Origin of the sequence: Kitasatospora sp. NPDC127116 (assembly GCF_042677365.1) — a bacterium.
In the GTDB taxonomy this organism is placed as follows: Bacteria; Actinomycetota; Actinomycetes; order Streptomycetales; family Streptomycetaceae; genus Kitasatospora; species Kitasatospora lactacystinica.
Map to the genome: position 1 here is coordinate 64,354 of NZ_JBHXTL010000024.1, position 18,443 is coordinate 82,796.

General features: G+C 73.4%; 17 protein-coding genes. 15 read left to right on the forward strand and 2 right to left on the reverse strand.

Going from position 1 to position 18,443, the window contains the following annotated elements; all coding sequences use genetic code 11:
• Positions 1 to 3 precede the first annotated feature (3 nt).
• From ACFVHV_RS12885 to ACFVHV_RS12895, 3 genes are all read left to right on the forward strand, one after another.
• A complete protein-coding gene (locus ACFVHV_RS12885; RefSeq protein ID WP_380351138.1) occupies positions 4 to 1,101 on the forward strand; it encodes a DUF5937 family protein in 1,098 nt (365 codons plus the stop codon).
• Between the two features lie 92 nt (positions 1,102 to 1,193).
• On the forward strand, positions 1,194 to 2,051 hold the full coding sequence (locus ACFVHV_RS12890) for a PhzF family phenazine biosynthesis protein (protein ID WP_380351140.1): 858 nt from the start codon (positions 1,194 to 1,196) through the stop codon (positions 2,049 to 2,051).
• 138 nt (positions 2,052 to 2,189) lie between these two features.
• Positions 2,190 to 3,437, forward strand: a complete 1,248-nt coding sequence (locus tag ACFVHV_RS12895) for an aminoglycoside phosphotransferase family protein (protein ID WP_380351142.1) — start codon at positions 2,190 to 2,192, stop codon at positions 3,435 to 3,437.
• 109 nt (positions 3,438 to 3,546) lie between these two features.
• Here the strand turns inward: ACFVHV_RS12895 and ACFVHV_RS12900 are convergent, their stop codons facing one another.
• Together ACFVHV_RS12900 and ACFVHV_RS12905 are read right to left on the reverse strand one after the other, a co-directional pair.
• Entirely contained in the window at positions 3,547 to 3,804 is a 258-nt protein-coding gene (locus ACFVHV_RS12900) for a ferredoxin (protein WP_359900334.1), read from the reverse strand.
• On the reverse strand, positions 3,801 to 5,015 hold the full coding sequence (locus ACFVHV_RS12905) for a cytochrome P450 (RefSeq protein ID WP_380351144.1): 1,215 nt from the start codon (positions 5,013 to 5,015) through the stop codon (positions 3,801 to 3,803). The genes ACFVHV_RS12900 and ACFVHV_RS12905 overlap by 4 nt, the downstream gene beginning before the upstream one ends.
• Before the next feature lie 642 nt (positions 5,016 to 5,657).
• Here ACFVHV_RS12905 and ACFVHV_RS12910 point away from each other — a divergent pair.
• From ACFVHV_RS12910 to ACFVHV_RS12965, 12 genes are all read left to right on the forward strand, one after another.
• The gene (locus ACFVHV_RS12910; protein ID WP_359900338.1) at positions 5,658 to 6,743 is read left to right on the forward strand and encodes an S-(hydroxymethyl)mycothiol dehydrogenase; all 1,086 of its coding nucleotides are present in this window, start codon (positions 5,658 to 5,660) and stop codon (positions 6,741 to 6,743) included.
• A complete protein-coding gene (locus ACFVHV_RS12915; protein WP_380351146.1) occupies positions 6,740 to 7,372 on the forward strand; it encodes an MBL fold metallo-hydrolase in 633 nt (210 codons plus the stop codon). Before ACFVHV_RS12910 ends, ACFVHV_RS12915 begins: the two co-directional genes overlap by 4 nt.
• Before the next feature lie 59 nt (positions 7,373 to 7,431).
• Positions 7,432 to 7,833, forward strand: coding sequence for a TIGR03618 family F420-dependent PPOX class oxidoreductase (locus ACFVHV_RS12920; protein ID WP_359900341.1), 402 nt, complete (start codon positions 7,432 to 7,434; stop codon positions 7,831 to 7,833).
• Positions 7,834 to 8,527: 694 nt separating this feature from the next.
• Positions 8,528 to 9,559 carry a TauD/TfdA family dioxygenase gene (locus ACFVHV_RS12925; RefSeq protein ID WP_359900343.1) on the forward strand — a complete coding sequence of 344 codons (1,032 nt, stop codon included), beginning with the start codon at positions 8,528 to 8,530 and terminating at the stop codon, positions 9,557 to 9,559.
• Positions 9,556 to 11,370, forward strand: a complete 1,815-nt coding sequence (locus tag ACFVHV_RS12930; RefSeq protein ID WP_380351148.1) for an amino acid adenylation domain-containing protein — start codon at positions 9,556 to 9,558, stop codon at positions 11,368 to 11,370. The genes ACFVHV_RS12925 and ACFVHV_RS12930 overlap by 4 nt, the downstream gene beginning before the upstream one ends.
• Positions 11,367 to 12,137, forward strand: coding sequence for an alpha/beta fold hydrolase (locus ACFVHV_RS12935; RefSeq protein WP_359900347.1), 771 nt, complete (start codon positions 11,367 to 11,369; stop codon positions 12,135 to 12,137). Before ACFVHV_RS12930 ends, ACFVHV_RS12935 begins: the two co-directional genes overlap by 4 nt.
• On the forward strand, positions 12,134 to 12,634 hold the full coding sequence (locus ACFVHV_RS12940; RefSeq protein ID WP_359900349.1) for a cobalamin-dependent protein: 501 nt from the start codon (positions 12,134 to 12,136) through the stop codon (positions 12,632 to 12,634). The genes ACFVHV_RS12935 and ACFVHV_RS12940 overlap by 4 nt, the downstream gene beginning before the upstream one ends.
• Entirely contained in the window at positions 12,631 to 13,926 is a 1,296-nt protein-coding gene (locus tag ACFVHV_RS12945) for a methylaspartate mutase (protein WP_380351151.1), read from the forward strand. Before ACFVHV_RS12940 ends, ACFVHV_RS12945 begins: the two co-directional genes overlap by 4 nt.
• Before the next feature lie 47 nt (positions 13,927 to 13,973).
• Positions 13,974 to 14,975, forward strand: coding sequence for an asparagine synthetase A (locus tag ACFVHV_RS12950; protein WP_359900353.1), 1,002 nt, complete (start codon positions 13,974 to 13,976; stop codon positions 14,973 to 14,975).
• A complete protein-coding gene (locus tag ACFVHV_RS12955; protein WP_380351152.1) occupies positions 14,972 to 16,327 on the forward strand; it encodes a glutamate synthase-related protein in 1,356 nt (451 codons plus the stop codon). The genes ACFVHV_RS12950 and ACFVHV_RS12955 overlap by 4 nt, the downstream gene beginning before the upstream one ends.
• A gap of 77 nt (positions 16,328 to 16,404) precedes the next feature.
• Positions 16,405 to 16,605: an MbtH family protein gene (locus tag ACFVHV_RS12960; protein WP_359900357.1), complete on the forward strand. Its 201-nt coding sequence runs from the start codon at positions 16,405 to 16,407 to the stop codon at positions 16,603 to 16,605.
• A 174-nt stretch (positions 16,606 to 16,779) separates the two neighbouring features.
• Positions 16,780 to 18,443 (forward strand): condensation domain-containing protein (locus ACFVHV_RS12965; protein WP_380351154.1); only part of this gene is annotated, 1,664 nt, incomplete at its 3' end.

Genomic DNA, 18,443 nt, shown 5'->3' on the forward strand with positions numbered 1-18,443 from the left:
GGTGTGAGTTTGACCATCGACATCACGGGCCTGCCCGACGAGCGGCTGCTCTTCACGCCCTCCCCGCTCGGCGAGCTGAACGCCATGCTGCACGTGCTCGCCGAGCCCGCGCACCACCCCGCGCTGCAGGGCTGGGCCGGCTGCACCGCCACCGTGATCCCGCCCGAGCTGTCCGAGCGGCTGCTGGAGGCCGACTTCCTCTGGCGCTCCTCGCGCGCCGACTTCCTCGTGCCCGGCCTGCCCGGCGCCACCCTCGCCGAGGAGCTCGACGCCGTCGACCGGATCGACGACGAGCTGTACGTCGCCGCCGCCCTCATCACCACCTGCGGCTCCTCCCGGCTCACCCGGCGGATGGGCTCCCCGCTCACCGACCCGGAGGCCAACGAGCGGGCCCGGGAACTCGCCCTCGCCCGCGGCCCCCGGCAGGCCGCCTTCGCCGACCGGCTGCTCGCCGACCCGCCGGCCGTCCGGGGCCTGGTGCGGCGGTTGCTGGAGGACTGCCGGTCCGCGTTCTTCGCCGACGCCTGGCAGCGCGTCCTGCCCGACCTCGCCGCCGATGCCCGGCGCAAGGCCGACCTGCTCGCCCGCCGCGGCCTCGCCGAGGCGCTCGCCGACGTCTCGCCCTCCGTCTCCCTCGACCAGGGCGGGGACGGCCGGCGCCGGATCGTCATCGACAAGCTCCAGGACAACACCACCAGCGGCACCGACGCCGGGGGCGTCACCTTCATCCCCACCGCCTTCGGCCGCCCGCACCTCCTGGTGGTGCACGCGCGCGGCTGGCGGCCCGTCCTCCAGTACCCCGTCGCCGAGGCGGGCCTGCCCGAGCCCGTCTCGCTCGCCCTCGTCCAGCAGCGCCTGGAGGCGCTCGCCCACCCCGTGCGGCTGCGCCTCGCCCGCACCATGGCCCGCGGCCCGCACACCACCGGCGAACTGGCCTCGGCCTGGCAGCTCAGCGCGCCCGAGGTGTCCCGGCACCTGGCGGTCCTGCGCAGGGCCGGGCTGCTCACCACCAGGCGGCGCGGGCGGTACATGCTCTACGAGCTGGACCTGGCGGGCAGCGCCCGGCTCGGCTCGGACTTCCTGGAGGCGGTGCTGCGGTGAGCGGAGGTGCCGCGGTGGGAGGAGAACCCGAGACGCGGGGAAGCGCCGCGGTGAGCGGGAACAGTCCGCGCACCCGGCGCGTTCGTCCGGTCATGATCGACGACGCCACTCCCGAGATCCTCCGCTACGCCGCCTTCGCCACCCGCCCCGAGGGCGGCAACCCGGCCGGCGTGGTGCTCGACGCCACCGGACTGACCGACGAGCGGATGCTCGCCGTCGCCGCCGAGGTCGGGTACTCCGAGACCGCCTTCCTGACCGCCGGCCCGACCGAAGGCACCTACCGGGTGCGGTACTTCAGCCCGCTCGCCGAGGTGCCGTTCTGCGGGCACGCGACGGTCGGTTCCGCCGTCGCCCTCGCCGAGCACACCGGCCCCGGACGGTACGTCTTCGTGACCGCGGCCGGGGACGTCCCGGTCGAGGTCGAGCGCGGGGCCGACGGGCTGCTGCGCGCCACCCTCACCAGCGTCGAGCCGAAGGTCGAGGAGGTGCCGGCGGCCGACGTGGCGCAGGCGCTCGCCCTGCTCGGCTGGTCCGCCGACGACCTCGACCCGGCCCTGCCGCCCCGCGTCGCCTACGCGGGCGCCCGGCACCTCGTCCTGCCGGTCGCCACCCGCGAGCGGCTGGCCCGGCTCGACTACGACTTCGACGGCCTCGCCGCGTACATGCGCGCCCGCGACCTGGTCACCCTGCAGCTCGCCTGGCGGGAGGCCCCCGAGGTCTTCCACGTCCGCGCCCCGTTCCCGGTCGGCGGCGTGGTCGAGGACCCGGCCACCGGCGCCGCCGCTGCCGCCTTCGGCGCGTACCTGCGGGAGCTCGGCGCGGTGACGGCCCCGGCCGTGCTGACGCTCCACCAGGGCGAGGACCTGGGCCGCCCGGGCGTCCTGCGGGTCGAGCTGCGGACGGAGGACACCCGGGTACGGGTCTCCGGCACGGCCGTGGCGATCGGCTAGCGGTTCCGGGCCTCAGGACGGCGGGGGCTGGAGCAGGACCTGCTCGCCCTCGCCCCGGGGCTCCTCGAACGTCCGCCCCGGCCGGTGCGGGCGGAAAACCGTTGGCACGGGCCCGCCCCGGTGGGCGAAGCTGCTCCGATGCAGCGAGCGAGCAACCGGACCGTGACGGTCGATCTCACCTACGGCGACGAGTACTTCGGGCAGCTGGGGCCCTTCGAGGTGGAGCTCGGCTGGTGGTCCTCCGTGGACGAGGTGGTCGCGCGGGCGGCGGCGTCGGCCGGGGTGCCGGTGCTGGTGGCGCGGCTGGTCGACGGGCGGAGCGAGGAGCCGGGCCACGGCGGGCGGGTGCGCTACCACGCCGAGGCGAGCGAGCGGCCGAGGGCGCTCGACCCCCGGCCCCCGGAAGCCGGGACGGCCGCGCTGCTCGGCCCCGCCGAGCGCCGCGCCGCCTGGGCCACGCCGGAAGGGCTGCGGTCGGCGCTGGGCTGGGCGGAGGCGGAACTCGCCGCCGTCGGCCGCCCGGCGGCCGGGCCCGCCCGGCAGATCCGGACCTGGAACCTCTCCGGCCTCCTCCGCCTCCCCACCGTGACCGGCGTGGACGCCTGGCTGAAGACCACGACGCCGGCGTTCAACGCCCACGAGGGCGAGGTCGTCGCGCTGCTCGGCGGCGTCGACCGCACGCTCGTCCCGACCGTCCTCGCCGCCGACCCCTCCGGTGGGCGGCTGCTGCTCGACCACGTCCCCGGTGAGGACTGCTGGAACCCCTCCGCCGGGACCGTCGCCGACGTCGTCCCCCGGCTCGTCGCCGCCCAGGCCGCGCTCGCCGGCCGTCCGGACGACCTGGCCGCACTGCGCGACCGCACCCCGCGCGCCCTGGCGGCCCAGCTGACGGCCCTGCTGGACCGGCTCGCGGAGGAGACCGACCTGACCCCCGAGGAGCTGGACCGCCTGGCCGGCTTCGCGGCCGACCTGCCCGGGCTGCTGGACCGACTCGCCGCCTGCGGCCTGCCGGAGACCCTGCTGCACGGCGACTTCCACCCCGGCAACTGGCGTTCCGACGGCGGGAGCACGGTGGTCGTCGACTACGCCGACTCCTGCCTCGGCCATCCGGCCCTGGACGGGCTGCGCCCCCGCGCCTACCTCGGCCCGGAGGCCTGGCAGCACCACGCCGCGGTCTGGGCGGAGGCCTGGCGGCGCCACGCCCCCGGCTCGGACCCGCGCCGGGCTCTCGAACTCGCCGAGCCGCTTTACCACTTGTCCTACGCGCTGCGCTACCAGGAGTTCCTGGACCACATCGAGCCGAGCGAACGCCCGTACCACGAGGGCGACCCGGCCGCCGAGCTGCGCGCCGTGCTGGCCTGCGGCCCGGTCTCCGGGCGGAGGTAGCAGGCCGGGGTGCGACGGCCGGGGTGCGACGGCCGACGCCGGCGCCCGGGCCCTCGGAACCGCCGGTGGTGCCCGTCGCGGTCGTCGCGGCGGCCACCACCGGGCGCGTTCACTCGGCGGGGGCGATCCGGTAGCCGCCGCGCGCCGAGTGGAGGCTGAGCGCCTCGACCGGGCAGAAGTCCACCGCCTCGGTCAGCCCGTCCGTCGGCTCCGCGCCGCCGTCCGCGTACTCGGCCAGCGGTGCGGCCAGCCCGTCGGAGCCGAGGACCAGCGAGTCGGGGGCGCTGAGCGCGCACATCCCGGAGCCGATGCAGCGGTCGCGGTCGACCCGGACGACCACCGGCTCGGTGTCCGCGCGGCCCGTCACCACTCCACCCGCAGGGAGTTCGGGCTGCGGGTGAGCAGGCCGCGCCGCCAGTCGATCCGGTCGACCGGGTCGGCCAGCCGCAGGGCGGGCAGCCGGCGGGCCAGCCGGTGCAGGGCGAGTTCCAGCTCCATCCGGGCCAGCCAGGCGCCCAGGCAGTGGTGCGGCCCGGCGCCGAAGGTGAGCATGGGGGCGGCGAGCGGGGAGAACAGCTCGGTGCGCAGGTCCCCGGTGAAGGCCTCCGGGTCGTGGTTGGCGGCGTTCGCGTCGGCGGCGACCACGCTGCCGGCCGGGATGACCACACCGCCGATCTCGACGTCCTCGACGGTGCGGCGCATCAGTCCGGGCATGTGCTCCTGGCGGTCGCCGAGCGGGACGGCGCGCAGCAGCTGCTCGGTCGCGGCGGTGGCGCTGGCCTCGTCGGAGGAGAGCCGCTGCCAGGCGTCGCGGCCGTCCTGGAGCAGGTAGACCAGGGCGTTGCCGAGGCTGGTCATGGTGGTCTCGTGGCCGGCCACGACCAGGCCGATGACCAGGACGACCAGCTGGCCCTCGGTGATCGAGCCGTCCTCGGCGGCGGCCGCGAGCAGCCCGCTGACCAGGTCCTCGCCGGGGGCGGCCCGGCGTTCGGCGATCACCTCGGCGCCGAAGGCGGCGAACTCGGTCATCGCGGTGACGATCGCCTCGGCGCTGTGCGCGGTGGTGGAGAGCGCGTGGTCGCTCCAGTGCGCGAGCCGCTTGCTGTCCAGGTTGTCCAGGCCCATCAGCCGGCTGATCACGGCGACGGGCAGCGGGCGGGAGTAGCCGGCGATGATGTCGGCGGGGGAGCCGTGGTCGATCAGCTCGTCGATCAGCGACTCGACCACCGAGGCCACCCAGGGCCGCCAGCGTTCGATCGCGCGCGGGGTGAAGGCCCGCTGCACGGTGCGGCGCAGCCGCTGGTGGTCGGTGCCGTCGATGTTCAGCATGCTCTGCGGGTCGTCGAGGATGTTCGGCGTGACCGTGATCGGCGGGGCGTCCGGCGCGTAGAGCGGGGCGCGGCCCAGTCGCGGGTCGGTCAGCACCTGGCGCACGTCGGCGTGCCGGCTGACCAGCCAGACCGGCGTGCCGGTGGGCAGCGCGGCGAGGCGGGGCGGGCCGGGTTCGAGTTGGCGCATGCAGTGCAGCGGGGGGAGCGGGGCGGTGCCGGCGCTGGTCGCACTGTTCTCGGTGGACATCCGTACTCCAGACTCCAGGGCGGTGGGCCGCGGGACGCGACCCGACGGGGGGTGAATCCGGGGATCGTGCGGGGGACGGGTGATGCGGCCGGCTGGCGGCTCGACACGGGCCGGGGTTCGGTCGGGCTCCTACGGGGTGTGGCGCGAAATGTGCGCGGGTGCACGGTCGGTGCGCACCCGGCGCGGTCGGTGCGCGGTCGCGCGCCGACGGGTGGGGCGGGTGTGCTGAGCGTGGTCGAGTGGACCGTCTCAGCTACGACCGTACGTGGGTGGCGGGGCGCCCGTCTGCGGCACTTCCAGCCAACGCCGGTGCTTTCCGGGCACTTCGGGGCGTGCTGACAGGCGCTCGGCTACGCCCGTGCGCCCCTGTTGGCAGGGCTGCGCCGGGCGGTCCCCGGGCGCTCGGCGGATACCCGGGCGGCACATGCCGCGGGGAGGGCCCGTGGGCCGGCGCGGCGGTGTCGGACACGCCGTCGGCAGGTCCGGTGAGCCGTATCACACCACGTCACACCGGATCGCCCGGGACGCTCCGCCGGAGACCGGCCGGGCGGGCGATACGCTTCGTGGGCAGTTCGTCTTGCAGTCGTGTTGTCGCAGGTCACGCCGGTGCAGAGCCGCACCGGCAGACGGAGGTGGAATCGGATGCCCCAGCAGGTCAAGGCAGTCATCGCGCGCGCCAAGGGCGCGCCCGTGGAGGTGACCACGATCGTGGTGCCGGACCCTGGCCCGGGCGAGGCGGTGGTCCGGATCCAGGCGTGCGGCGTCTGCCACACCGACCTCCACTACCGGGAGGGCGGCATCAACGACGAGTTCCCGTTCCTGCTCGGCCACGAGGCCGCGGGCATCGTGGAGTCGGTCGGCGAGGGCGTCACCGAGGTCGAGCCCGGTGACTTCGTGGTCCTCAACTGGCGTGCGGTTTGCGGCCAGTGCCGCGCGTGCAAGCGGGGCCGCTCGCAGTACTGCTTCAACACCCACAACGCGAAGCAGCGGATGACGCTGCTGGACGGCACCGAGCTGTCCCCGGCCCTGGGCATCGGCGCGTTCGCCGAGAAGACCCTGGTCGCGGCCGGCCAGTGCACCAAGGTGGACCCGGCGGCCGACCCGGCCGTCGCGGGCCTGCTGGGCTGCGGCGTGATGGCGGGCCTCGGCGCCGCGATCAACACCGGCAACGTGGGCCGGGGCGACTCGGTCGCGGTGATCGGCTGCGGCGGCGTCGGCGGCGCGGCCGTGATGGGCTCCCGGCTGGCGGGCGCGGCGAAGATCATCGCGGTGGACATCGACGACCGCAAGCTGGAGACCGCCCGCGGGCTGGGCGCCACCCACACCGTCAACTCCCGCACCACCGACCCGGTCGAGGCGATCCGCGAACTGACCGGCGGCAACGGCGCGGACGTGGTGGTCGAGGCGGTCGGCCGGCCGGAGACCTACAAGCAGGCCTTCTACGCCCGGGACCTGGCCGGCACCGTCGTCCTGGTCGGCGTGCCGACCCCGGAGATGACGCTGGAGCTCCCGCTGCTCGACGTCTTCGGCCGCGGCGGCGCGCTGAAGTCCTCCTGGTACGGCGACTGCCTGCCCTCGCGGGACTTCCCGATGCTGATCGACCTCTACCTCCAGGGCCGCCTGGACCTCGGCGCCTTCGTCACCGAGACCATCGGGCTCGACGCCGTGGAGCAGGCCTTCGAGCGCATGCACCAGGGCGACGTCCTGCGTTCGGTGGTGGTCCTGTGACCTCGGCCCGCATCGACCGGCTGGTGACCGCCGGGACCTTCGAGCTCGACGGCGGCAGCTGGGAGGTGGAGAACAACGTCTGGATCGTCGGGAACGACGAGGAGGCGGTGGTGATCGACGCCGCGCACGACGCCGGGGCCATCGAGGCCGCGCTCGGCGGGCGGCGGCTGCTGGCGATCGTCTCCACCCACGCGCACAACGACCACATCGACGCGGCCCCGGCGCTCGCCGACCGCACCGGTGCGCCGATCCTGCTGCACCCGGACGACCTTCCGCTGTGGAAGCTCACCCACCCCGAGCGGCTGCCGGACGGCGAACTGGCCGACGGGCAGCGGATCGAGGTGGCCGGCACCGAGCTGACCGTGCTGCACACCCCGGGGCACGCGCCGGGCGCGGTCTGCCTGTACGCGCCCGGGCTGGGCACCGTCTTCACCGGCGACACCCTGTTCCACGGGGGGCCGGGAGCCACCGGCCGGTCGTTCTCGCACTTCCCGACGATCGTCGACTCGATCCGCGAGCGGCTGCTGACGCTCCCGGCCGAGACCGTGGTGCGCACCGGTCACGGCGACCCGACCACCATCGGCGCCGAGGCCCCGGCCCTGCCGGAGTGGATCGCGCGCGGGCACTGACGCCCCGCCCGTACGCCCCCGGGGAACGGCCGTTCCCCGGGGGCCGTACCATCGCGATCATGGCCCATGACCCGCGCGACCTCGACGACTCCTTCCTCGCCTTCTGGCGGGAGCGGCACATCTCCACGCTGACCACCACCCGCCCGGACGGCACGCCGCACGTGGTGCCGGTGGGTGTGACGTACCAGCCGGAGACGGGCACCGCCCGGGTGATCACCAGCCGCACCAGTCGCAAGGCCCGCAACGTCGCCGAGGCCGGGCCCGGGGGCCAGCGGGTCGCGGTCTGCCAGGTGGACCGGGCCCGTTGGTCGACCCTGGAGGGGGTGGCGGTGGTCCGCGACGAGCCCGAGCAGGTCGCCGAGGCGGAGCGCCGCTACGCCGAGCGCTACCGGGAGCCGCGGGTCAACCCGGACCGGGTGGTCATCGAGATCACCGTCGACCGCGTGCTCGGCCGGGCCTGAGCGCGCCCGCCCGGGGATCCGGCCGGCCGCTGCCTGGTGCCGGTGTTGCCGGTGTTGCCGTACGGGCGACGGCCGCCCCCAGCACCGGAATCTCCTGAAACGGTGGTGGATTCGTCACCGTCGGTGACGTGAATGCCGTATGAAAGCTGCGAACTTGCCTCCACAACTTCTTCCATGACGGCGCGTTGATGTGATCTGATTGGCCGCGCACGGTCAAGCGGAGGCGATGGGTATCAGTACACCCGCCTCGGCGAACTCGGGGGAACGACGCCGGGGACGCGAATTCCGCGTACCCGAATGTGAGCACTCGGGAGGGGGGGATGGATCGGTGTGCGGGAGTGCCGGACGGCATCCCGCCGTTCTCCGGTCGGACACGTGGCACCGGTGGCCCGCAGGTGCGGCCGATGGTGTGACGGCCCGGCGATAGCGGCTCGTCGACGCGTGAACAGGCGTCGGAAGGCCGGGCCCTTGTGCTGCCCATTCGCCGCCGGCAGCGGAAGCCGCTGCCCTGCCGAACCCTTCAGTGGCCGGCCCCGGATTCGGGCCGCACGCATTTCCCGGCGACCCGGCACGACGACCCCGCGGGGTCGATGACCGTGTTCTCGGTTCAGAGGTTCTGATCGCGATCCAACTGCCCTGGGGCGACCGCGGCACCACGCCGTCGCGCTCCGTCATGAGGAAGGTGCATCGAGTCATGTCTTCTGCAAGAACTGCGCCACAAGAGCTGGACTGGACCCTTGAGAAGGGCAAGCCGGCCACCCTCGTCGTCCCTCGATTCGAAGGCACCGACGAGGCCTGCGCGTGGCTGAACGCGCTCCTGCCCGACATCCGCACCGCGCTTCAAAGGTACGGCGCGCTGTACCTGCGCGGGCTTCCGGTCGCCTCCGTCGAGGACTTCGCGCTCGTGCGGGACGTCCTCGTCCCGCAGCGGACGCCCTACCGGGAGAAGGCGACGCCGCGCAGCAGCTTCGGCAACGACGTCTACTCGTCCACCGATCTGCCGCCGGCCCAGTCGATCCGGATGCACAACGAGAACAGCTACACCCTCACGTTCCCCGGGCTGCTGATGTTCGCCTGCCTGATCGCCCCGGAGGAGGGCGGGGCGACGCCGGTCGCGGACTGCCGGGAGGTGCTGCGGAAACTGCCCGCCCCGCTCGTCGAGCGGATCCGCGCCAACGGCTGGACCCTGCACCGGAGTTACTCCGAGCACATCTCCGTGAGCTGGGAGAAGGCATTCGCGACCGAGCGCCGGGAGGACGTCGAGCAGTACTGCTCGGAGAACCTGATCTCCTGCCACTGGGACGACGAGGGGAATCTGAGGACCGCGCAGCGGCGGCCCGGAATCATCCGGCACCCGGCGACCGACGAGGAGGTCTGGTTCAATCACATGGCCTTCTGGAATTCCTGGTCATTGGACGAGGAACTCCGTGAGACGCTCGTGGACGAATTCGGCGCGGACGGCCTGCCGTTCGAAACCGGAGTGGCCGACGGGAAGCCCCTGACCCGGGACGAGCTCGACACCATCAACACCGCCTACGCCGAGGCGACGGTGCGTCAGACCTGGCAGCCCGGCGACGTCATGCTCGTCGACAACGTGCTCACGGCCCACGGCCGCGACCCGTTCCGGGGCGACCGCAAGATCGTCGTCGCCATGGGCAACCCGGTCGACCTCGACGAGTGCCGGCCCACCGTGCCGGCCGCGGCGGGCGACGGCGGTGCCGCGTGAGCATCACCGAGGAGCCCCTGGCCCCGGCGGCCCCGACCGTGACGGTCGACCCGATCGCCCGGTTCCGGCAGGCCGTCGCGTCCACCCCGGACCGGCTGGCCGTACGCGGGACCGACCGCACCCTGACCTTCGCCGAACTCGACCACGACGTACGCCGGTTGGCCGCACAGCTGGCCGAGCGCGGCCTCGGGCGCGGCGCCCGGGTGGGCGTCAGCATGCACCGCGGCGCGGACCTCGTCGTCGCCCTGCTCGCCGTGTGGCACGTCGGCGCCGCCTACGTGCCGCTGGACCCCGCCTACCCGCAGGACCGCCTCGCCCACATGGTGGCCGGCGCCGACCTGCGGACCGTCCTGGCGGAGCCCGGCAACGGGCCGACGTGGCCCACCGGCGTCGACGTCATCACCCTCGCCGACGCCCTCGCCGCGCCGACCGCGGCCCCGGACGCGCCGGCGGCGGAGACCTCCCCGGCGGACCCGGCGTACGTGATCTACACCTCCGGCTCGACCGGAACGCCGAAGGGCGTGGAGGCCACCCGGGGCGGCGTGGCCGCGCTCGCCGCCGACCTCGAAGCGGCGGGCTTCTACGCCGACCGGCCGCGCACGGTGGCCTGGAACGCGAGCATCTCCTTCGACGCCTCCGTCCAGCAGTGGGCCCGGATCTGCCGGGGCGACAGCATCGTGGTGATCGGCGAGAACGAGCGCACCGACCCGGCCGTGCTGCGCGCCCTGCTGGACGAGCACGCCGTCGACGACCTGGACCTGACGCCCTCGCACTGGGAGGTGCTGCGCGAGGCCCTCCTCGCCCCCACCGCCGACGGCCGCGTCCTGCGGCTGTTCATGGGCGGCGAGCCGGTACCGGCGGAGGTCTGGCGCGAGCTGGGCGAAGCCCGCGACGCCGGGACGGTCGAGGCGATCAACCTGTACGGCCCCACCGAGTGCACGGTGGACGCCACCGCGGCCTGGATCACCGGCGCGGGCCCGCACATCGGCCGCGCGCTGCCCGGGTTCACCGCCCACGTGCTCGACGAAGGGCTGCGCCCCGCGGCCGCCGGCGAACCTGGCGAGCTCTACCTGGCCGGGCCCTCCGTGACCATCGGCTACGTCGGCCGGCCCGCGCTGACCGCTCAGCGCTTCGTCGCCGACCCGGCCGGTACCGGCCGCCGGATGTACCGCACCGGCGACCGGGTGCGGCTGCGCCCCGACGGCACCATCGACTACCTGGGCCGGGTCGACCGGCAGATCAAGATCCGCGGCTACCGGGTGGAACTCGGCGAGATCGAGGCGGCGCTCGCCGCGCACCCGGAGGTCAGGACCGCCGCCGTCGTCCTGCACGCCACCGCGACCGCCGGCGACCAACTGGTCGGCTACGTCGTCCCGGAGGGCGAGAGCGCCCCGCGCGCCCGGGAACTCCAGGAGCACCTCGGCGGCGTGCTGCCGTCGTTCATGGTCCCCTCGGCGTTCGTCACGCTCGACGCCATGCCGCTGAGCGTGAACGGCAAGGTGGACCACCGGGCCCTGCCCGCCGTGGACGAGGCCCTGTGGGCCGACGGCGAACAGGAGCCGGGGGACGAGCCGCAGGGCGAGTTCGAGACCCTGATCGCCGGCGTGTGGGCCGAGGTGCTCGGCCGCCAGCGGATCAGCCCCACCGACAACTTCTTCTCGCTGGGCGGCCATTCGCTCATCGCGCTGCGCGTCATCGGCCGGCTGAAGAAGCAGTTCGGCATCACCGTGTCCACGAAGGAGGTCTACCGGCACCCCGAACTGCGGTCGCTGGCGGAGTTCGTGGCGTCCCGTCGGACGGAGGGCAAGTGAACACCGCACAGGACACCACCGTCATCAGCATCCGGCGCCCCAAGGACGCCGCCCTGACGCTGATCTGCCTGGGCTTCTGCGGGGGCGGCACGGCCTCCTACCACCTGTGGGGCGACGCCGTGCCGGACGACATCGCCCTGTCGGCGATCTGCTACCCGGGCCGGGAGGGCAGGTTCCTGGAGGACTTCGCCACCGACTGGGAGGAACTGGCCCAGGACGCCACCGCGGCGGTGCTGTCCGCCGTCGACGGCCCCTACGTGCTCTTCGGGCACAGCATGGGCGGCTGGATGGCGTTCGACGTCGCCGCGCGGATCGAGAGCGGCGGCGGGCCGCTGCCGCGGAACCTGGTCGTCTCCTCGGCCAACGCGCCGGCCCGCGGGCTCACGCCCCGGGACATGTTCCCGTCCCAGCAGGACGACGACGACGGTCTGCTGCTCTGGATGAAGACCCACGGCCTGATGCCGGCACACGTCCTGGAGGACCCCGAACTCCAGGAGATGAGCGTCGAGCTGATGCGCGCCGACATCCGGGTTCGGGACACCTTCCGGTACACCGAGGGCGCCACCGTCAGCATGCCGGTGCAGATGCTGTCGGGCGCCGACGACGACGTCATCGAGGCGAACGCGGGCGAGCAGTGGCGCACGCTGGCGCTGGGCGAGTACCGCCACGACGTCCTCCCCGGCGGCCACTTCTACACCCCGGAGGTCTGGCGGACCCTGCCCTCCAGGATCGCCGCCCTCGATCCCCGCGAGAGGAGCCGACGATGAGAACGGACGCCACGCTGGACGTGATCGTCAGCGGCACCGAGTCGGACTCGCACACCTGGAACCTGGTCTTCCTCCAGCTCCAGCTGGAGGACTGGGGACACCGGGTGCAGAACCTCGGCCCGTGCCTGCCGGGCGGGGAACTGGCGGCGGAGTGCCGGCGCGGCGCCCCCGACCTCATCGTGCTCAGCAGCGTCAACGGCCACGGCGAGAGCGACGGACTGTCCGCCGTCGCGGCGCTGCGCGCCGACCCGGAGCTCGCCGACACACCGATCGTCATCGGTGGGAAGCTCGGCACCGGCAAGCAGCTGCGGGCCGGTGCGGGCGGGGCCGCCGGCGGCGGGATGACGCGCCGCCTGCTGTCCGCGGGATTCTCCGCGGTCTTCCACGAGTCGTCCGGACTACCGGAGTTCGAGAGGTACGTCGCCGCCCTCAGCGCCGAGAAGGCGAGGCGGGCCGGCCGCGTCCTGGAGGAGCTCCGCGCCGCCCCGACCCCATGAACGACGGGCCGGTCAACGCGTTCGCGGACTTCGTCGGACGGTCGCACGAACAGGGCAACCTGGTGGTGCAGCCCCGGATGGGCTTCGGCGACCCGCGGGCCATGCGGGACGGGCTGATCGCCGTCAAGGGGGCCAACGCCACCACGGTCGGCACGATCACCCTGGACAGCTACACCCGGCTCGGCAAGCTCGCCGACGCCCGGCGGGCCGTCGACGAGGGCGGCGACCTCAACGGCTACCCGATCAGGACCCACCCCCCGGACACCAACCGGGGGGTGCTGGACGGCGTGCGCGAGCGCGACTTCCCGGTCCAGGTGCGGCACGGGTCGGCGAGCCCCTACGGCATCATCGCGGCCTCGCTGGAAGCGGGGCTCGACACCACCGAAGGCGGCCCGGTCTCCTACTGCCTGCCGTACGGGCGCCTCCCGCTGCGCCAGGCGGTGCGGAACTGGGAACGGTCCTGCGAGCTGATGGTCAGGGCCCGTGACCACGGCATCGAACCGCACGTCGAGACCTTCGGCGGCTGCATGCTCGGCCAGCTCTGCCCGCCCAGCCTGCTGGTGGCGATCAGCCTCCTGGAAGGCGTGTTCTTCCGCCGGCACGGGCTGCGCAGCATCTCGCTGAGCTACGCCCAGCAGACCAACGCCGAGCAGGACCGGGAGGCGGTGCTGGCCCTGCGCCGGCTCGCCGGTGCGCTGCTGCCGGACGTCGACTGGCACATCGTGATCTACAACTACATGGGGGTCTACCCCAGCACCCGCTCGGGCGCCCTGCTGCTGCTGGAGCAGGCCGCCGAACTGGCCGTCCGCACCGGAGCGGAACGGCTCATCGTCAAGACGGCGGCCGAGGCGTACCGGATCCCGACGGTCCGGGAGAACGTCGAGGCGCTGGAGATCGCGGCGCTGGCCGCCCAGAACGCGGGCGGATCGGCGCCGCCGGACACCGGCGCGGACAGCGAGGTCCTGGCGGAGGCGACCGCGCTCGTGGAGACCGTCCTCGGCCTCAACACGGACGTGGGCGCCGCCCTGGTCGAGGCGTTCAACCGGGGGCTGCTGGACGTCCCGTACTGCCTGCACCCGGACAACGCCGGGCGGGCCAGGAGCTACATCGACTCCGACGGGCGGCTGCGCTGGTCGCACACCGGCTCCCTGCCCGTACGGCCGAACGGGCGCTCCACCGGCAACCGCTCGATGAGCGCGGCGGACCTGCTCCGGGCCCTGTCCCACGTCGCGCGGTCGTTCGACGAGCGCGCCGCCACCACGCTGGACCGGCTGCCCGGGATCCCCAGCTGAACCCCCTGCCAGAACCGCAGGACCAGAGAACCGAAGGAAGAGACCCCTTGACCAGCGAGTTCGAGTCTGCACGGCCCGGTGCACTGCCGGACCACCTCAAGAACCCCGTGACCCGGTCCGTGCTGCGGATCCAGAACCAGATCGTCCAGGCGGGCCGCGAACTACTCCTCGGCGAGGGGTTCGTGGAGCTGCTGCCGCCGGTCATCGGACCGGTGACGGACCCGGGCGGCCGTGGTGCCAAGCAGGTGGACGTCGACTTCTACGGCCACCGCTACAAGCTGATGACCAGCGCGATCCTCTACAAGCAGGCGTCGCTGCTCGCCTTCGACAAGGTGTTCTACGTCGCGCCGAACGTCCGGCTCGAACCGCTGGAGACCGCGAACATCGGCCGCCACCTGGCGGAGTTCCACCAGTTCGACGTGGAGATCGCCGGCGCCACGCAGGAGGACGCGATGGGCGTGGCACAGTCCATCGTGACCGCGGCGATCGAGCGCGTGGTGCGGACGATGGGCGCCGAGCTGGACCTCCTGGGCCGCGACGCGGACGCCTTCACCCCGCTGCTCACCCGCGACGCCCCGTTCGAGCGGATCAGCCACGGCGACGCGATGGCCGAGCTCGCCCGGCTGGGCCACGAGCAGAACCACGACGCCGAGATCGACTGGCAGGGGGAGGGCCTGCTCTCGCACAAGTCGGACTCGCCGTTCTTCATCATCGACTACCCCAAGGGCTCGCGCGGCTTCTACGACCGCGAGGACCCGCGGCGCCCGGAGGTCCTGCGCAACTTCGACCTCATCGCCCCCGAGGGCTTCGGCGAGCTGATCAGCGGCAGCGAGCGGGAGTTCGACTACGCGCGGATCATCGCCCGGATGCGGGAGAGCGGCGAGAACCCGGCCAAGTACGAGTGGTACCTGAAGATGGTCCGCGACGGGATCCCGGGCAGCGCCGGCTTCGGGATCGGCATCGAGCGGCTCACCCGCTACGTGGCCGGGCTGGACGCCGTCTGGCAGGCCACCCCGTTCCCGAAGATCCCCGGGGTGGTCTCGCCGTGAGCGGGGTGCTCAGCGCCCCGGGCTTCCCGGAGGCCGCGATCCGGTCGCGGGCCAGGGAGGGCGCCGCCGGGGCGTTCCCGCCGATGGACGGCTACGGCCTGACGCTGTTCGGCGCCGGCGGCACGGGCGGCGTCCCGCAGCCGGCGGCGCCCCACGGCGCGGACGTGCTGGACGCGATGCGCCTGGTCCCGCCGGTCTTCATGCCCCAGCGGCTGGAGAAGCTCACCGACCTGGCCCGCGAGCCGCTCTACGGCGACGTCGAACTCGCCACCGACATCGGCGGGTTCCGGTCGTCGCTGCCGGTGTACGTCTCGGCCTTCGGCTCCACCCAGGTGGCCTCCTCCGGGCTGGGCCTGGCGGCCAGCCGCCAGGCCGGACGCCTGGGCATCCCGCTGGTCATCGGCGAGAACGTGGTGCCGACCAACGGCTTCGCCGACGGCCCCGCCGGCAGCCTCGGGGACCGGTCCACCGGCAGCCCCGAGGGCCGGTCCGCCGACACCGCCGACACCGGCGACAGCATGCTCGCCCGGCTGCGCGCCTACGAGCAGGAACTCCCCGAGGGCATGGGTGGGCTGGCGTTCCAGCAGAGCACCGAGGACGCCGACGCCGAGGTGTGGAACCAGATCTACAGCGCCCCGGCCGCGAAGGCCCTGCTGGAGTCCGGCCGGCTGGCGTTCGAGCTGAAGGTGGGACAGGGCGCCAAGCCCGGCCTCGGCGGGATGACGGTGCTGAAACGCTCCGTGGCCGACCAGCTGGCCGACCGGTACAGCACCGACGAGAACGTCTTCGGCGGCGGGCACGACCGGGTGCTGCGGTCCAGCAGCCCGGGCACGTTCACCGCGGAGATCCTGCGTCAGCAGATCCGGTTCATGCGCAACAACTACCCGCGCGCGCGGATCTGGGTGAAACTCCCGCCCGGGCGCGACATCCGCGAGGCGGCGGCCGTGGCCCGGGAGAGCGGCGCGGACTCGGTGACCGTGGACGGCGCCGAGGGCGGCAGCGGCTGGGCGCCCAGCAGCTTCCTCGACCAGGTCGGTCTGCCGCTGGGCGAGTGCCTGCGCCGGCTGGAGCCGCGCTCCTCCTCCTCCGACTGCCTGCTGGTCTCGGGCCGGATGTGGGAGGGCGCGAGGGCCGTCAAGGCCCTGGCCCTGGGTGCCCGCGCCGTCGGACTGGGCCGGGCGGCCCTGCTCGCGGCGGACGAGGATCCGCAGGACGGAATCGCCCGGCTGGTCTCCTGCCTGGCCTTCGAACTGCGGCTGCTGATCAGCGCGCTGGGCAAGTACACGCCCGCCGCACTGGGCCCGGAGGACGTCTGGCTCCCGGGAACGGTCGGCCCGCACCTCCACCCGTAGCACGCCGGACCCCGCCCCACCGGGGCCCGGTCCCTTTGCCCACCACGAACATTCACCCGCGAAGAAGGAGCACCGCTGTGACGAATCCGTTCGAGGACGCCGACGGCCGCTACGTGGTCCTGGTCAACGACCAGAACCAGCACTCCCTGTGGCCGAACGCGATCGAGGTCCCGGCCGGCTGGGCCACGGCCTTCGGCGAGAACGACCGCCAGGCCTGCCTGGAGTACATCGAGCAGAACTGGACCGACCTGGCGCCGCGCCCGACCGCGGTCGGCTGACCCGCGGACCCGATTCCCTTTTTCCCATTCCTTTCGCACACCCGCGTACGGCCCCGGCCAGGTGACGAAGCACCCGGCCGGGGCGTCCGGTCACGCACATCGATCACCGCCGGATAGGCACCAGAGGGAGATGTCATGGCTCAGCAGAAGGAACCGACGGTCGGGCAGAAGGTCATGGCCGAGGACGGCCGCGGTCCCGGATCGGTGCAGGAGGAGATCCTGTGCGGCCTTTTCGCTGAGGTCCTCGATGTGCCGTCGGTGGGGATCGACGACAACTTCTTCGCGCTGGGCGGTCACTCCGTACTCGCGACCCGGCTGATCAGTCGCATCCGCGGCACGCTCGGCGCGGAGCTCGGCATCCGTGAACTGTTCCGGAACCCGACCGTCGCCAAGGTGGCGGAGAAGCTGAAGGACGGCCGCCCGGCGCGTCCGGCGCTGGTGGCGGGCCCGCGGCCGGAGGTGCTGCCGCTGTCGTTCGCCCAGCAGCGGCTGTGGTTCCTGGACCAGTTGGAGGGGGCGTCGGCGGCCTACAACAGTCCGTTCGCGTTCCGGCTGCACGGTGCGGTGGACGTGGAGGCTCTGCGGGCGGCGATCGGTGACGTGGTCGGCCGGCACGAGGCCCTGCGCACGGTCTACCCGGCGGTCGACGGTCAGCCCCGCCAGCTGGTGCTGCCCGCCGGCGACGTCGAGGTGCCGTTCCGGGTCGAGCCGAGCACGGCGGAGGAGGTGGCGGAACGGATCTCGGCCGAGGCGTTCGCCGCCTTCGACCTCTCGACCGAACTTCCTTTGCGGGTGGCGCTGTTCACCCTCGGCGAGGGCGGGGGCGAGGGCGAGGGCGAATCGGTCCTGGTGGTGACCTTGCACCACATCGCGAGTGACGGTTGGTCGATGAGGCCGTTGTGGGAGGGGGTGGCGTCGGCCTATCGGGCGCGGTTGGCGGGTCTGGCGCCGGAATGGGAGCCGCTGGCCGTTCAGTACGCGGATTACTCGCTGTGGCAGCAGGAGCTGCTGGGCGGGGTCGTGGACCAGCAGTTGGCGTACTGGTCGGAGGCGCTGCGGGATTCGCCGCAGGAGGTGGCGTTGCCGTTGGACCGGCCTCGGACGGGGGTGGTTTCGCGCGCGGGTGGTCGGGTGGAGTTCGGGCTGGATGCCGAACTGCACGCCGAGCTGGAGGGGTTGGCGCGTCGGCACGGTGTGACGCTGTTCATGGTGCTGCATGCGGCGTTGGCGGCCCTGTTGTCGCGGCTGGGTGCGGGGACGGATGTTCCGATCGGGACGGTGGTGGCGGGGCGCTCGGACCAGGCGTTGGACGAGCTGGTCGGGTTCTTCGTGAACACGCTGGTGCTGCGGACGGATGTGTCGGGTGAGCCGACCTTCGGTGAACTGCTGAGCCGGGTCCGTGACACGGACCTGGCGGCGTTCACCAACCAGGACGTGCCGTTCGAGCGGCTGGTGGAGGAGCTGAACCCGGTCCGTTCGGCCTCCGTGCATCCGCTGTTCCAGGTGATGCTGGTCCTGCAGAACAACAGCGAGGGGGTGCTTCAGCTCCCGGGCGTCACGCTGGAAGCGGAGACCTTCGCCGATGCCCCGGCCAGGTTCGACCTCAACCTGATCTTCTCCGAAGGCCGCGACGCCGCCAACAACCCCGCCGGCATACGGGCCGAACTCCTCTACGCCGCCCAGCTCTTCGACCAAGGAACCGTCGCCACGCTGGCTGAGCGCCTGCACCTGGTGCTGGCCGCGATGGTTGCGGATCCGGAGCGGTTGGTCGGGTCGGTGGATGTGCTGGTGGGTGGTGAGCGTGAGCTGATCGTGTCGGGGTGGGGTGGTGGTTCGGG